The sequence below is a fragment of the Brevundimonas sp. RM1 genome, from assembly GCF_052907225.1.
Window position 1 is genome coordinate 1 of sequence record NZ_JBRERY010000019.1, and the last position, 15634, is coordinate 15634.

13 protein-coding genes are annotated in these 15634 nt (G+C 69.4%); 9 read left to right on the top strand and 4 right to left on the bottom strand.

The window, feature by feature from the left end:
- From dnaA to gyrB, 5 genes are all read left to right on the top strand, one after another.
- Positions 1–1094, top strand: a 1094-nt coding sequence (gene dnaA / locus ACU5AP_RS13520; RefSeq protein ID WP_446681366.1) for a chromosomal replication initiator protein DnaA, incomplete at its 5' end; no start/stop codon positions are given.
- Positions 1095–1302: 208 nt separating this feature from the next.
- Positions 1303–2421: a DNA polymerase III subunit beta gene (dnaN, locus tag ACU5AP_RS13525; RefSeq protein WP_003166402.1), complete on the top strand. Its 1119-nt coding sequence runs from the start codon at positions 1303–1305 to the stop codon at positions 2419–2421.
- A complete protein-coding gene (locus tag ACU5AP_RS13530; protein ID WP_128719092.1) occupies positions 2418–2885 on the top strand; it encodes a hypothetical protein in 468 nt (155 codons plus the stop codon). Before dnaN ends, ACU5AP_RS13530 begins: the two co-directional genes overlap by 4 nt.
- A complete protein-coding gene (recF, locus tag ACU5AP_RS13535) occupies positions 2882–4009 on the top strand; it encodes a DNA replication/repair protein RecF (protein WP_128719091.1) in 1128 nt (375 codons plus the stop codon). Before ACU5AP_RS13530 ends, recF begins: the two co-directional genes overlap by 4 nt.
- Positions 4010–4145: 136 nt before the next feature.
- The gene (gyrB, locus tag ACU5AP_RS13540) at positions 4146–6575 is read left to right on the top strand and encodes a DNA topoisomerase (ATP-hydrolyzing) subunit B (RefSeq protein WP_076223041.1); all 2430 of its coding nucleotides are present in this window, start codon (positions 4146–4148) and stop codon (positions 6573–6575) included.
- A gap of 24 nt (positions 6576–6599) precedes the next feature.
- On the opposite strand, the gene ACU5AP_RS13545 is transcribed toward gyrB, so the two are convergent.
- Together ACU5AP_RS13545 and ACU5AP_RS13550 are read right to left on the bottom strand one after the other, a co-directional pair.
- A complete protein-coding gene (locus tag ACU5AP_RS13545; protein WP_128719090.1) occupies positions 6600–7964 on the bottom strand; it encodes a diguanylate cyclase in 1365 nt (454 codons plus the stop codon).
- A 164-nt stretch (positions 7965–8128) separates the two neighbouring features.
- A complete protein-coding gene (locus tag ACU5AP_RS13550) occupies positions 8129–8563 on the bottom strand; it encodes a hypothetical protein (protein ID WP_003166397.1) in 435 nt (144 codons plus the stop codon).
- 115 nt (positions 8564–8678) lie between these two features.
- On the opposite strand from ACU5AP_RS13550, the gene ACU5AP_RS13555 reads away from it, so the two are divergent.
- Positions 8679–9605 carry an alpha/beta fold hydrolase gene (locus tag ACU5AP_RS13555; RefSeq protein WP_088412010.1) on the top strand — a complete coding sequence of 309 codons (927 nt, stop codon included), beginning with the start codon at positions 8679–8681 and terminating at the stop codon, positions 9603–9605.
- 4 nt (positions 9606–9609) lie between these two features.
- Here ACU5AP_RS13555 and ACU5AP_RS13560 read toward each other — a convergent pair whose 3' ends face one another.
- Together ACU5AP_RS13560 and recQ are read right to left on the bottom strand one after the other, a co-directional pair.
- Positions 9610–11112, bottom strand: coding sequence for a S41 family peptidase (locus ACU5AP_RS13560; RefSeq protein ID WP_446681367.1), 1503 nt, complete (start codon positions 11110–11112; stop codon positions 9610–9612).
- Between the two features lie 83 nt (positions 11113–11195).
- Positions 11196–13064, bottom strand: coding sequence for a DNA helicase RecQ (gene recQ, locus ACU5AP_RS13565; protein WP_128720680.1), 1869 nt, complete (start codon positions 13062–13064; stop codon positions 11196–11198).
- Positions 13065–13146: 82 nt separating this feature from the next.
- On the opposite strand from recQ, the gene ACU5AP_RS13570 reads away from it, so the two are divergent.
- From ACU5AP_RS13570 to ACU5AP_RS13580, 3 genes are all read left to right on the top strand, one after another.
- Positions 13147–14046 (top strand): class I SAM-dependent methyltransferase, encoded by a 900-nt coding sequence (locus ACU5AP_RS13570; protein WP_128719088.1) that lies wholly within the window; start codon positions 13147–13149, stop codon positions 14044–14046.
- 34 nt (positions 14047–14080) lie between these two features.
- Entirely contained in the window at positions 14081–14821 is a 741-nt protein-coding gene (locus ACU5AP_RS13575) for a 16S rRNA pseudouridine(516) synthase (RefSeq protein ID WP_128719087.1), read from the top strand.
- A gap of 152 nt (positions 14822–14973) precedes the next feature.
- Positions 14974–15612 (top strand): phosphoribosylanthranilate isomerase, encoded by a 639-nt coding sequence (locus ACU5AP_RS13580; protein WP_128719086.1) that lies wholly within the window; start codon positions 14974–14976, stop codon positions 15610–15612.
- The last annotated feature ends 22 nt before the right edge of the window (positions 15613–15634 follow it).

The window sequence follows — 15634 nt, forward strand, 5'->3', positions numbered from 1 at the left end:
CCGCCCCCGCGCCCGCCTTCGCCGCGGCGACCGACGGCGCCCGCGCCGTGCGCGCCGCGGGCCTGCAGGAGCGTCTGACCTTCGACAGCTTCGTCGAGGGCCACGGCAACGCCTTCGCCCTGGCCATCGCCAAGCAGGTGGCGACCTGGGCCGACGGCCACTTCAACCCCGTCTTCTTCTGCGGCCCCTACGGCTACGGCAAGACGCACCTGCTGAACGCCATCGCCTGGGAGGCCCAGCGCCTGCGCCCGGACGCCAAGGTGGTCTATCTGACCGCCGAACGCTTCCTGTCGACCTTCGTGCGCGCCATGCAGGACCGCTCGACCGCCGCCTTCAAGGAAAGCCTGCGCTCGGCCGACATGCTGCTGCTGGACGACGTCCAGTTCGTCGGCGGCAAGACGAGCACCCAGGAAGAGCTGCTGAACACCCTCACGGCCCTGATCGAGGACGGCAAGCGCATCGTCCTGTCGGCCGACCGCGCGCCCATGGCCCTGACCGACGTCGAGCCGCGCCTGCGCAGCCACCTGGCGGCGGGCCTGACCTGCCCGGTCGAGGCGGCGGACCGCGACCTCAAGGTCGCCGTGGCCCAGTCGCGCCTGAACGCCCTGGCCCAGCTGGGCGTCGTCACGGGCGAGGCCCGCGCCGACGTGCTGGAGCATCTGATCGACCGCACCCCCGGCTCGATGCGCGAGCTGGAAGGCGCCGTGAACACCCTGGCCGCCGTCGCCGGAAGCCGCCTGTCGGCCCTGACGGTGGACGAGGTCCAGTCCCTGCTGGGCGCCGCCCTGCGCACGGGCCCCGAGCGCCGCATCACCGTGGACGAGATCCAGAAGACGGTGGCCGAGCACTTCAACCTCAAGCAGGCCGACCTGCTGAGCGAGCGCCGCACCCGCGCCATCGCCCGCCCGCGTCAGGTCGCCATGTATCTGTGCAAGCAGCATACGACCCGCTCCTATCCCGACATCGGCCGCCGCTTCGGCGGGCGCGACCACACCACCGTCCTGCACGGGGTCCGCAAGATCGAGGAGCTGATGCCCAAGGACGACCAGATCGCCCGCGACGTCGAGGCCCTGACGCGCAAACTGCGCGGGTAAAAGGAAAGCGGCGCGCAAACTGCGCGGGTAAGCTCTCCCCTCCGCTCATCCTGGCGAAGACTGGGATGAGCGGATTTCAGGGGCGCCTAGCCTGTGGAAATCGGGGGCAAGCGCCTCTGCCCGTTGCCCCCCGCGCTCAATGCGCTAGTGTTCCTGCCCATATTTACGGCGACGCTGCTTCGGCGGGGTCGCGACCGGGCGAGACCAAATGCAGCTGACCATCGAACGATCCGCGCTTCTTCGGGCCCTGGGGCACGTCCAGAGCGTGGTCGAGCGTCGCAACACCATTCCGATCCTGTCCAACGTGCTGCTGAGCGCCGGGCGCGACCGCCTGTCGTTCGCCGCCACCGACCTGGACATGGAGATGGTCGACGAGGCCGAGGCCCAGGTGAACGTCGAGGGCCAGATCACGGCCCCGGCCCACACCCTGTATGAAATCGTGCGCAAGCTGCCGGACGGCGCCGAGGTGTCGCTGACCTATTCGGGCGATGATCCGCGTCTGGTGGTGGCGGCGGGGCGGTCGCGCTTCAACCTGCCGGTGCTGCCGGCGGGCGACTTCCCGGTCATGTCGACCGAGGCTTCGGGCGCGCGCTACACCCTGCCCAAGGAAGACCTGGCCCGCCTGATCGACAAGACGCGCTTCGCCGTCTCGACCGAAGAGACGCGCTACTATCTGAACGGCCTGTATCTGCACACCGTGGCCGACGGCGGCATTCCGCTGCTGCGCGCCGTGGCCACCGACGGCCACCGCCTGGCCCTGGCCGAGACCCCGGCGCCGGAGGGCGCGGCGGGCGGCCCCGGCGTCATCGTGCCGCGCAAGACGGTGGATCAGGTCCGCCGCCTGCTGGACGACGGCGCAGGCCCGGTCGAGGTCCAGGTCTCGGCCCAGAAGATCCGCTTCGAGTTCGGCGAGGCCAGCCTGACCTCCAAGGTCATCGACGGCGCCTTCCCCGACTATCTGCGCGTCATTCCCAAGGGCAACGACAAGCAGGCCGACATCGACAACAGCCTGTTCGCCAAGGCCGTCGACCGCGTGGCCACCATCTCGGCGGAGAAGAGCCGCTCGGTGAAGCTGGCCTTCGACAACGACCGGGTGAAGCTGACCGTCCGCAACATGGAGGCCGGTCAGGCCGAGGAAGAGGTCGAGATCGGCTATTCCGACGAACCGTTCGAGATCGGCTTCAACGCCCGCTACCTGCTGGACGTCGCCGGCCAGATCACCGGCGAGACGGCCCACTTCAAGTTCGCCGACCCGGCCAGCCCGACGCTGGTCCTCGACCCGGCGGACGTGGGCGTGCAGTACGTGCTGATGCCGCTGCGGGTTTGATCAAGATACCAGAGGGCGAAGTCAGTCTTTCGGCACTTGAGGTCTCTCGGGTCAGCTATGCGCTCGGCGCGTTCTTGTGCCTGATCGGCAGCTTCGTCCTCGCGTGGTTCTTGGCGTCAACCTCGCTGGCGATCGGGCTGCTGAGTTCTGTCGGTCTCGGACTAGTCGGCGTCTTCAACGTCATGGGGTTGGTGAGGCCCAAGCGCATTTGTCTTGGTTCTGACGGGCTTGTTTTTCGGCCTGTGCTGGGTCGCGCGCGACGTATCCCGCGATCAGAAGTTCTCGCTTTTGAGGAAAATTGGCTGTTCTCGCCTTTTGTCCTTGTCGTGTGTCGAACGCGACGAGCGCCTGATCGGCGCTTTGAGCGTCTGGTGCTGATCTATCGAGATTCCCTCTTTGGCCCGTTTTGGCTGGCAGATCTGCAGGCCTGGCTTAGTTCCCCGAAAGCTTTGCCTGCTCGATGATCGCCTCCCTCGCCCTCACCGACTTCCGCTCCTATGCGAGCGCGACCCTGCCGGTCTCCGGCGGGACGGTGGTGCTGCATGGGCCGAACGGGGCGGGCAAGACCAACCTTCTGGAAGCCGTCAGCCTGCTGACCCCCGGCAAGGGGCTGCGCGGGGCGACGGCGGCCGAGATGGGGCGGCGCGAGCCGGGCGAGGCGGTCGGGCGGCCGTGGGCCGTGGCGGCGACGCTGCAAGCCTCGGACGGCGACGAGGTCCGCCTGGGCACCGGCGTCCAGACCATGGGGCCGTCGGCGCGGCGCATCGTGCGCATCGACGGCGAGACGGCGCCGCCGGGGCGGCTGCTGGACCATCTGCGCCCGGTCTGGGCCACGCCCGAGCAGGACCGGCTGTTCTCGGACGCGCGGGCCGAGCGGCTGCGGTTCTTCGACCGGTTGGTTTTCGCCGCCCATCCCGACCATGCGGCTGTCGTCTCCACCTATGAAAAGGCCCTGCGCGAGCGGTTGCGGCTGCTGACCGATGAGACGCGCCCGGCCGATCCTCTGTGGCTGGACGCGCTGGAGGCCCGACTGGCCGAGAGCGGGGCGCGGGCGGCTATGGCGCGCGCTGGGGCGCTGAAGGCGCTTCAGGCCGGGATCGACGCTCGCGCCGACCGCCCCTTCCCGCAGGCCGATCTGGGCCTGGCCGGTCCGGCCGAGGAGATGGCGGCGGCGGGCGCGGACGAGGCCGACATCGTCGAGGCGCTGGGCGAGGGCCTGATGCGCGCCCGCGCCCGAGACGCGGCGGCGGGACGCAGCCTGTTCGGGCCGCACCGCTCGGACCTGACGGCCCTGCACCGCGAGAAGAACCGCCCCGCCGCTGAGGGGTCGTCCGGCGAGCAGAAGGCCCTGGTGCTGAACCTGATCCTGGCCCAGGTGGCGCGTCTGGCGGATCAGCCCGCGCAGCCCGTCTTGCTGCTGGACGAGGCGCCCGCCCATCTGGACGAAGCCCGCCGCGCCGCCCTGTTCGACGAGATCGAGGCGCTGAAGCTGCAGGCCTTCATGACGGGCACCGAGCGCCCGCTGTTCGCGGCGCTGGAGGGGCGCGCGCAGTTCGTGGCGGTGGAAGGCGGCGGGCTGTCCGTCTAGGGCTTAAAGGCTCGCTTTTCCCGTCGAATTTCCTATATATCGAGGACTTCGGGGCGCGCTGATTTGCGCCCCTGAGACGGGCGGTCGAAGGGCCGCCTCTTCCCTGTCCGTCCACGGACCCTGAGCCGACGTTTTCATGACCGAACAGACTGCTCCCTCGCCTGAGTACGGCGCCGATTCCATCAAGGTTCTCAAAGGCCTGGACGCGGTGCGCAAGCGCCCCGGCATGTATATCGGCGACACGGACGACGGCTCGGGCCTGCACCACATGGTCTATGAGGTGGTGGACAACGCCATCGACGAGGCCCTGGCCGGCCACGCCGACCTGGTGACGGTCACCCTGAACGAGGACGGTTCGGTCACTGTGACCGACAACGGGCGGGGCATCCCGACCGCCATCCACGCCGAGGAAGGCATTTCCGCCGCCGAGGTCATCATGACCCAGCTGCACGCCGGCGGTAAGTTCGATCAGAACTCCTACAAGGTGTCCGGCGGCCTGCACGGCGTGGGCGTGTCCGTGGTCAACGCCCTGTCCGACTGGCTGGAGCTGGTCATCTATCGCGACGGCAAGAAGCACAGCGTCCGCTTCGAGCGCGGCGAGACCGTGCGCTCGCTGGCCGTCGTCGGCGACGCGCCGATGCGTGAGGACAAGGGCCGTCTGCTGACCGGCACCGAGGTCACCTTCTTCCCCTCGGTCACGACCTTCAGCCACATCGATTTCGACCTGAAGACGCTGGAGCACCGCCTGCGCGAGCTGGCCTTCCTGAACTCGGGCGTGGTCATCAAGCTGTCGGATCATCGCGGCGCTGAGCCGATCGAGATCATGCTGCACTATGAGGGCGGCGTCGAAGCCTTCGTGCGCCACCTCGACAAGTCCAAGACCCCGATCCTGAAGGACGTCATCGTCATTCGCGGCCAGAAGGACGGCATCGAGCTGGACCTGGCCCTGTGGTGGAACGACAGCTACCACGAGACCATGCTGTGCTTCACCAACAACATCCCGCAGCGGGATGGGGGCACCCACCTGTCGGCCTTCCGCGCCTCGCTGACCCGCGTCATGGGCAGCTATATCGAGAGCTCGGGCCTGGCCAAGAAGGAGAAGGTCGCGCCGACCGGCGAGGACGCCCGCGAAGGCCTGACCTGCGTCCTGTCGGTCAAGGTGCCGGACCCCAAGTTCAGCTCCCAGACCAAGGACAAGCTGGTCTCGTCCGAGGTGCGCCCGGCGGTCGAAAGCCTGTGCTCGGAAGGTCTGGCGACCTGGTTCGAGGAGCATCCCGTCGAAGCCAAGATGATCGTATCCAAGATCATCGAGGCGGCGTCCGCTCGCGAAGCCGCCCGCAAGGCGCGCGACCTGACGCGGCGCAAGTCGGCGCTGGAAATCTCCAGCCTGCCCGGCAAGCTGGCCGACTGTCAGGAACGCGATCCGGCCAAGTCCGAACTGTTCATCGTCGAGGGCGATTCCGCCGGCGGCTCGGCCAAGCAGGCGCGCAACCGCGAGAACCAGGCCGTCCTGCCCCTGCGCGGCAAGATCCTGAACGTCGAGCGCGCGCGCTTTGACCGGATGCTGTCGTCGGACCTGATCGGCACCTTGATCCTGGCGCTGGGCACCGGCATCGGCCGCGACGACTTCAACGCCGACAAGCTGCGCTATCACAAGATCATCCTGATGGCCGACGCCGACGTCGACGGCGCCCACATCCGCACCCTGCTGCTGACCTTCTTCTATCGTCAGATGCCGGAACTGATCGAACGCGGCCACGTCTACATCGCCCAGCCGCCGCTCTATAAGGTCTCCAAGGGCAAGCAGCACCGCTACGTCAAAGACCAGGCGGAGATGGACGCCTATCTGATTGAGGAAGGCAGCGCCGAGGCCGCGCTGGAGCTGGCCTCGGGCGAGGTGCGCGCCGGACGAGACCTGCAGGAGCTGGTGCGCGAGGCCAAGGGCTTCAAGGCGCTGGTCGACCGGCTGGCGACGCGGGCTCCGGCCTTCGCCATCGAACAGGGCGCCCTGGCCGGCCTGTTCAGCGAGAACGCCGGCGAGCTGGCCGACCGCGCCGCGCGTGCGGCCGAACGGCTGAACCTCTACGCCGAGGAAGGCGACGGCCCGTGGAGCGGCGAACTGGCCGCCCAGGGCGGGGTGGCGTTCAACCGCGTACGCCGCGCCGTCAGCGAGACCATCGTGCTGGACGAGGTGCTGGGCCGCTCGCTGGACGCCCGCCGTCTGGCCGAACGCGCCGCCGCCTTCGACGGCCTGTTCTCGGCCCCGGCCGTCTATCGCCGCAAGGACAAGACCACGACCATCCGCGGCCCGCTGGACCTGCTGGCGGCGGTGCTGGACGCAGGCAAGAAGGGCATCGCCATCCAGCGCTACAAGGGCCTGGGCGAGATGAACCCGGAACAGCTGTGGGAGACCACCCTGGACGCCAACGCCCGCACCCTGCTGCAGGTGAAGGTGGAGCATGGCGACGACGCCGACGACCTGTTCGCCAAGCTGATGGGCGACGTGGTCGAGCCGCGCCGCGAGTTCATCCAGGACAACGCCCTGGACGCCGCCGTCGACGCCTGATCGCGGGGACTGCGTGCGGCGCCGTCAGGCGCCGCGGCGGTCCTGTTCGACCCGGTTTCGGCCGTTCTGCTTGGCGCGGTAGAGGGCGTCGTCGGCCGCCTTGATCAGATAGTTCTCGTCCGGGTGGCCCCGGTGGGCGGCGACGCCGATCGAGGCCGTGATGCTGAAGGGGGGCAGGCCCGCCGCCGCGATCGGCTTGGCCGCCAGGGCCAGGCGCATCCGTTCGGCGATGGTCGCGGCCTGGTGCAGGCTGGTTTCGACCAGGACCACCAGGAACTCCTCGCCGCCGTAGCGGAAGACGAAGTCGCTGGGCCGCACGTTCTCGGTCACGGCCTCGGCCACCTGGCGCAGCACCTCGTCGCCGACCGGATGGCCGTGCGTGTCGTTGATCCGCTTGAAGTGGTCCACGTCCAGCAGCAGCACCGACAGGGGGGTGTGGTTGGCGTTGGCGAAGCCGATCTCACGGCTCAGGATCGACGACAGGAAGCGCCGGTTCAGGGCGCGGGTCAGCGGGTCGCGGCCGCCCTCCATGCCCGCCAGCCCCTGGAACATCTCGTTCAGCAGGAAGGCGACCTCCTCGACGGCGGCCTCCAGCGCCTTCAGCGGCGCGGCCAGGTCGGCCGGGGCCGCATCGGGGGTGAAGCGCGGCAACAGCTCCGTATCGATCCGCTCCATGGTCGCGTTCAGCCGCGTCAGATGGGGCGAGCCGTCGAACAGGAAGTCGGCCCGGTGCCGAATCCACAGGCCGAACGGCGAGGCGCCCAGGGCGCCCGCCCCGTCGACGCCGCCCGAAGCCAGGATGCGGAACAGGGTCTTCTGGCTCCACTCCATCAGGCTCGCGCGCTGACTTTCGCGCTCGAAATGGATGTCCTGATCCAGGGAGAAGAGACGGTAGGCTTCGTCCAGACGCGCGCGGTTGCTGGCGCCCTTCTCATAGGACTGGCTCATCAGGCGCAGGGCGTGGTCGATGCGCTGGCCGGCCAGCCGCAGCAGGCCGAAGGCCGCCGCGTCGCCGGCCAGGTCGTCCGCCAGCCGGGCCTTCAGCACGGCGGCGCCGGCCATGACCAGATGCATCGGAATCTTGATGCGGGCGTGGACCTCGCCGATCTTGGTCTGGCGGGCGATGAAGGCGGCGTCGCGGGTGTCCAGATCCGGGGCGAACAGGTCGATCAGCCATCGACGCAGGGACGGGCTGAGACGCTCCTGGACGATGGAGTGATGCAGGAAGGTCTGGGCGTCCGGGTCGTTGAGCAGCACCTGATAGAAGGCGGCCACCATGGCGTCGGCGTTGGCGTTCAACAGCGCGCGCAGACGCTCCAGGCTCTGCGGATCGAGCGAAGGTTCAGAAACGCAGGACGGGGTGGCCACGGCGGACGTCGGGTTGGGCAAGGCGGCGACTCTGACTGTTTACACTACAGGTTCGGCCGCCTGGGCGTCGCCTCAGGCGCTGAGGGTGAACAAGAGCCGCCCGAACCAGGGGCGTGCGCCCCTAGGCGAGCCGATAGACGCCGCACCCCGCTCCGGCAAGGGGCGGGGCGCCTTGCGCCGCCGCTTTAGCGCGGCCGTCCCGCCTCGATGAAGGCGCGGATGGACGGGTAGATGGTCGTGCTGCGCTGGCCGTCGCAGAGCATGTCCTTGATGTAGGAATCCAGCGAGTTCTTGGCGATGGCGTCGAAGTCGTAGCCGTCGTCGATGCGCTCCTGCTCCGCGCCGTCCGGGCCGTAGAGAACCTCCACTCCCGGCTTGGACTGGTTGGCGCTGCAGCGGATGCTGATCTGGCCGGCGGAATAGGACAGGTCGTCGGTCGCGCCCGACGCCGGCACGCGCGCCAGCAGGGCCGTGCGTGCGCCGTCCCCCTCGGTGATGGAATCCACGTCCAGCATGAAGACCGTGGCCGAACTGCGCGAGACGACGTGCCAGCTTTCGGCCAGGGCGGGTGAAGCGGCCAGAGCGGCGACGGCGGCTATGGCGATGACGATTGGTTTCATAGCATCCTCCCCAGGAAGGAACCGAGTTCACTCCTGTTGGAGAAAAAACACAATGGCCCAGCCGTGCGCCCGCTCTGGTCGAGGTTTCGCCGTTATCGCGGGGCAGGCTGACGTGATGCGCCATTCGCTCCGTTTCGCCCTTGTTCCCGCTGTTGCGGCCGGCGCCCTGATGAGCGTCTCGGTCGGGGCCGCCTCCGTACAGGCCGCGAGCCCGGCGGCTGCGCCCGCCGCGGCGCCGTTCCAGTCCTCGCGCATCCTGGTCGAGACGAAGGGCCACGGGCCGGACGTGGTGCTGATCCCCGGCCTGGCCTCGACCTCGGCGGTCTGGGCGCGCACGGCGGCGGCGCTGGAAGGGCGTTACCGCGTGCATCTGGTGACGGTGCGCGGCTTCGGCGAGACGGCGCCCGGCGGCAACGCCGAGGGGCTGGTCGGCGCGCCGACGTCCGCCGAGATCCGTCGCTACATCGAGGAACAGGGGCTGCGACGACCGGCTCTGATCGGCCACTCCATGGGCGGCCAGGTGGCGCTGCGGGTCGCGGCCGACGCGGGCGACCGCATCGGCAAGGTCATGGTGGTGGACGCCTCGCCCTTCTTTCCGTCGCTGATCAGCCCCGGCTCGACCGCCGCCGACGTCGAGCCGCTGGCCCGCATCGCCTATCAGGGGCTGATGCTGCTGGGGGATCAGGCCCTGCGGACCCAGGCCTCTTCCATGGGGCTGGAGCTGGGCGGCGCGGCCGACAATGTTCTGGGCGGCCTGGGCTGGCAGGGCGGGGACCGCCGCGTCCTGGCCCAGGGCCTGTATGAGGTGATGACCACCGACCTGCGCGCGCGCCTGCCGCTGATCGAGGCGCCGGTCACTGTCGTCTACGGCTGGAGCCCCGACGACCGCAGCCCGCGCAGCCATGTCGACGGCCTGTTCCGCGCCGGCTACCGCTCCCTGCCGCGACCGGCCGCCTTCGAACGGATCGAGGGGGCCGAGCACATGGTCATGATCGACCGCCCCCGTCAGTTCCAGCAGGCGGTCGAACGCTTCCTGCGCTGAGACTTCAGTCCGGCTGAAGCCGACGGATCGCCGTCAGCAGGGCCGCGTCGTCGCCCATGTCGCCCTCGATGACGTACTGGGGCCGCTGCGGCTCGTTGTTGCCGCGCGCGCGGCCGCGATAGACCTTCATCGGCACGGCGATCTCGGCCAGGCCGCTGGGCAGAGTCGGCTCGCGGATCTCCATGTAGACGGTGTCGGCCGAGGTCTCGCGCCCTACCTGAACGGCGCCGACGGTCTTCCACAGATCGACGGCGTCCAGGCAGGCGGAACCGCAGCTGGAATCGGTCAGGACATAGACCCGGCCCTTCATCAGTTGCGGCGCGGGCGGCGGCGGGGCGGCGTCCTTCGGCGCGTCGTCATCGGCGCTGCGCCAATAGACCTGGCCGGCGGCCTTCGCCGCCTTCATGCCGTTGACGGCGTCCTCGGCCCAGGCGATCAGCTCGGCCTGGCCGTTCGTGGCGCGCAGCTTGTCGAGGAAGGCGGAGATTTCGGCGATGTTGCCGTCCGAGGCGCGCCAGTCGACGCCCTCGATCGCCGGTTCGGGATGGGCGGCCATCCAGTCGTCGCCCCACAGAACCTGGGCCATCAGCTGGCTCCAGTGCGAGGAGCCGCCGCCGTTGCCGCGCAGGTCCAGCACCACATAGGGGGCGGCGCGCAGGGCGTCCTGCTTGGCCTTCATGTCGGCGATCAGGGCGGTCAGTTCGGCGTGGGCCTCGCTGGCGGGATCGCCGTTGAAGGTGGGGGTCGAGATCCAGAAGCCGCCGTCGTCGAAATGCTTCAGGGCGAAGTCGGGCCGGGCGCCTGACGACAGCCGGGCGCGGCGATCGCTCAGATCATCGGGCGTCGCGCGCCAGTCGAGTGCGTAGGTTCGGGGCGCGCCGCCCGTTTCGAACCGGCAGGTCTTCATCTCGGTCTGCCACGGATTTTCCGCGCTCAGGAACATCCAGTCGCCGAAGCGGGTCTTGATCGCCTCCAGGAACCAGCGGCCGCGGAACTGGCCGATGCGCTGTTCGGCCAGGGTCGCGGCGTCCACCCCGTCGCAGTCGATCAGCCGGGCGCCCAGCGGCGGGGCGGCGGCGTCGCTCTCATCGCGGTCGGCCACCACCTGATCGGCGCCGCGATAGACGGTCAGGAAGCCGGGCCACCGGGTCGGGAAGCCGAAATCCCTCTGGGTCAGGCCGATCTGGACGTGGCCGTCCTCGAAGCTGGCGACATAGGCGCGCATCGCCCACCACCAGCCGCCCCGGTCCGTAGTGGTCTTCGCCCGCTCCAGCGCGGTCGCCAGTCCCTGATCCAGGCGGGCGCGGAAACCGGGATTGAGCGGATCATGCACGCCCGGATGGCTGTCGATCATGACAGAGTGCAGGCCGGTGGCGTCCTGAATCAGGGTCGCGGACCAGTCGCGCGGCTGCTCCATCGGTCCGGGCGCCGCGTTCGGGGTCTCCTGCGCCTGAACCGCGCCCGCCATCGCCAGGCAGGCGACGCCCGCCGCCAACATCCGCTTCATGAGCATCCCCTCTCCTCGCTCTCGGCGAAAGGGGTGACAGGCGAGACGGCGATGCGCCAGTTACGCTTTGGTCATGGAAACCGTCAGGCGACGGCTTCCAACGCCTCCAGCACAGCCGGGCCGTAGCGGTCCAGCTTGCCCGCGCCGACGCCGGGAATGACGGCCAGTTGATCCAGCCCGCGCGGCTCCTGCAGGGCGATCTCGACCAGGGTCTTGTCCTGGAAGATGACATAGGGCGGCACGCGCTGTTCGATGGCGCGCTCGCGGCGCCAGGCGCGCAGGGCCTCGAAGCGGGCGCGCACATCGGCGTCCAGCCCCTCGACCGCCAGATTGCGTCCGGCGTTGCGGCGCGGCCTCTCCTCGGCCACGGCGCGCGTCGGCGGCTCCTTGACCCGCACCACCCATTCGCCGCGATAGACGGCGCGCACCGCCTGCGGATCACCCAGGCGGATGATGGGCTTGCCGTCGTTGGGATCCTCGACCAGCAGACCCTCGAACATCAGATGGTCGATGACGTCGCGCCAGCCGATGAGCGACAGATCGGCCCCGACGCCCCAGGTGGACAGTCCCGCCTCCCACGGCTGGACGTCCTTGGTCCGGCCGGTCAGGTGGTCGATGACGCGCGTGCGGCCGAAGCGCTCGCCCAGACGATGCACCGCCGCCAGGGCCTTCTGCGCCGGGACCAGGGCGTCGAAGGTGGCGGGCGGGTCGCCGCAGATGTCGCAGACACCGCAGGGCTCGGCGTCCTGCTCGCCGAAATAGCGGCGCACCGACTGCGGGCGACATGTCGCGCCGTCCAGCATAGCGAACAGCTGGCGCACCTTGCGGGTCTGGACCTGCTTGACCTCCTCGGCCATCGGGCGGCTGTCGAGACGGCGCAGGGACCAGGCGATGTCCGACGGGCCGTAAAGGGTGATCCCTTCGGCCGGCTCGCCGTCGCGCCCGGCGCGGCCGATCTCCTGCCAGTAGGCCTCAAGGCTCCCGGGCGGATCGGCGTGGATGACGAAGCGCACGTCCGGCTTGTCCACCCCCATGCCGAAGGCGATGGTGGCGACCATGACGGCGCCGTCCTCGGCCAGGAAGCGCTCCAGCCGCCGGTCGCGTTCGCGGGCGTCGAAGCCGGCGTGATAGGCGATGGCGTTGGTCCCGGCGTCGCGCAGGGCGTCGGCCACCCGCTCGCATCCGTCGCGGCTGCCGCAATAGACCACGCCTGAACGGCCGCGCCGTTCGCGCACCAGTTCGACCACGCGCGCGTCGGTGCGGGCGCGTGAGCCGTTGACCTTGCGCTCGGCGGTCAGTTGCAGGTTCGGTCGGGCGAAGCTGTCGACGAAGACGCGGGCCTCGCCCAGCTTCAGCGAGGCCAGAATGTCGTCGCGCGTGCGGGCGTCGGCGGTGGCCGTAACCGCGATGCGGGGTGTGCGCGGGAAGATCTCGGCCAGACGACCCAGCGTGCGATAGTCGGGGCGGAAATCGTGGCCCCACTGACTGACGCAGTGCGCCTCGTCGATGGCGATCAGGCTGATGGGCAGTTCGGCCAGACGCTCCAGCATGGACCCCGACGCCAGTCCTTCCGGCGAGACATACAGCAGGTCCAGTTCGCCCGATCGCGCCGCGCGCCAGACGGCGGAACGCTCGTCCATCGTCAGGCCGGAATCCAGCCGGGCGGCGGCCACGCCCTGTTGTTTCAGCGCCTCGACCTGATCGGTCATCAGGGCGATCAGCGGCGAGACGACCAGACCCACGCCCTCGCGCAGGATGGCGGGCACCTGATAGCAGACGCTCTTGCCCCCGCCGGTCGGCAGCACGGCCAGCACGTCGCGTCCGGCCAGGACTTCCTCGATCACCGAGGCCTGAAGCCCTCGAAAATCGGCATGGCCCCACACGCGCTCCAGCAGGGTCCGCGCCTCGTCCAGGGTGGGCGAGAAGTCAGCGGGCGGGGGGAAGTCCAACATGGCGGCCGTTGTGCCGTATTCGGCCGGGGGTGTCACCCGCGAACCCTTCACCGTTTGTGGGAGAAAGGACTATAGGCAGCGCATGACCATGCTTCTCTACGGCCGCCCGCCCGCGGTGTTCGATCCGCCCTCGACGGCGACGCAGACCTCGCCCCTGATCCCCGGCTCGACGGCGTTGGAGACGGTTGCGCCCGGATCGGCTGACGGGGTGATGCTGTACGCCCCGCCCGGCGCGGTCGAGCGGCGCTATACGCTGGCGCTGGCGCTGAAGGCGCTGAAGCCCGGCGGTCGGTTGGACGTCATGGCGCCCAAGGACAAGGGCGGCTCGCGTCTGGGCAAGGAGCTGAAGGCCTTCGGCCTTGAGGTCGCCGAAACGGCCAAGGCGCACCATCGCCGCTGCATCGTCGTCCGACCCGAGGCGGCCGAGGGGCTGGACGCGGCGATCGAGGCGGGCGCGCCGCGCGTGGTTCCGGGGCTGGAGGCCTGGTCGCAGCCGGGCGTCTTCGCCTGGGACCGGATCGATCCGGGCACGGCGCTGCTGGCGCAGGTGCTGCCGCCGCTGAAGGGGGCGGGCGCCGATCTGGGTTGCGGCTTCGGGGCGCTGTCGACGGTGGTGTTGCGGTCGTCGGCCGTGACGGCCCTGCGGCTGATTGATGTCGACCGGCGCGCGGTCGAGGCGGCGAAGCGCAATGTCGACGACGCGCGGGCCGGCTTCGACTGGGCTGACGTGCGGACGCTGGAGGGGGCAGGCGATCTGAACTTCATCGTCAGCAATCCGCCCTTCCATGACGGCGGAGACGAGGACCGGCGGCTGGGGCAGGCCTTCATCCGCAAGGCGGCCGAGATGCTGAAGAAGGGCGGAACCGCCTGGATCGTCGCCAACCGCCACCTGCCCTATGAGGCCGAACTGGACGCCGCCTTCAAGCGCGTGCGGATGGTGGTCGATCAGGGCGGCTACAAGGTTTTCGAGGCGGTGAAGTGATCCCGCCCTCAAGCAGCCCGAAGGGCGCCAGGGCATGAGCAAGAAGATTCCGACGTCCCGCGTGGACAAGCTGCTGGGCTCCATGGGCTACGGCTCGCGGGCCGAGATGGCGCGGCTGGGCAAGGCGGGCGGCATCGTGCTGGATGGCGCCGATCTGACCGATGTGTCGAAGCGCATTCCGGTGACGCCCGACCTGCCGGTCCGGATGGAGATCGACGGCGAGCCGCTGGACCCGGTGGCCGGTCTGGTCATCCTTTTGAACAAGCCGCTGGGCATGACCTGTTCGCACAAGGAGGACGGGGCGCTGGTCTATGACGTCCTGCCCGACCGCTGGCGTCGGCGCGATCCGGCGATCTCGACCATCGGGCGGCTGGACAAGCAGACGAGCGGCCTGCTGCTGCTGACCGACGACGGCGATCTGCTGCACCGGGTGATTTCGCCCAAGCGTCATGTGGCCAAGGTCTATCGTGCGACGCTGGCGCGACCGCTGAACGGGACGGAAGGGGCGCTGTTCGCCTCGGGCGAACTGGTGCTGGAGGGCGAGGACAAGCCGCTGGCGCCCGCCGGGCTGGAGGTCGTGTCGCCGACCGAGGCCCTGCTGACGGTGACGGAAGGGCGCTATCATCAGGTGCGTCGGATGTTCGCGGCGGCGGGCAACCACGTCGAGGCCCTGCACCGCGAGCGGCTGGGCGGGCTGGTGCTGCCCGATGATCTGGCGCCGGGCGAGTGGCGGCTGCTGAGCGAGGACGAGATCGCTTCGATCTTCGTCTCTTAAACTCCGCTCATCCCGGCGGAGGCTGGGATCCCGTGAGAACCTCATACGCTGCGCTTGCAGCCAAAGAGCTGGGCCCCGGCATCCGCCGGGGCGAGCGGGGAGAAGAAGGGCGTGCTTGACCTCTTCCTCATGCTCGCGCACCTGCCTGTCTCATGACACTGACCAAGATCTGCGGCCTGACGACGCCGGATACGCTGGATGCGGCGCTTCAGGGCGGGGCGGCCTTTGTGGGAGCGGTAGTGTTTCCCAAGAGCCCGCGCCACATCCCGCCGCTGCACGCCGCCACCCTGTTCGACCGGGCGCGAGGAAAAGCTAAGATCGTGGCCGTCCTGGTCGATCCCGACGACGCCTTGTTGAGCGAGGTCGCCCTGATACTGCGGCCCGACTTCATTCAGTTGCACGGCCATGAAACGCCGCAGCGCTCGAGCGAAGCCCGACGGCTGACGGGAGCGGGGATCATCAAGGCCCTGCCGATCGAGGACGAGGCGGACTTCGCGAGCGTCGCCGACTGGACCGGCGTCGCCGATCATCTGCTGTTCGACGCCAGGCCGCCCAAGGGCGCCGATCTGCCCGGCGGGGTGGGAGCCTCGTTCGACTGGAGGCTGATGCAGAACCGGGCGCTTCTCGCAAACTGGTTCCTCGCGGGCGGGCTGGATTCGCAAAATGTTTCCGAGGCTGTGCGGATTTCAGGGGCGCCGATGGTCGATGTGTCCTCTGGCGTCGAAAGCGCGCCGGGTGTTAAGGACCGCACCCTGATCAAAGCTTTTCTGGACGCCGCATCGCGGTCCTGATTTCGTCGCCTTCCTCCCTGAA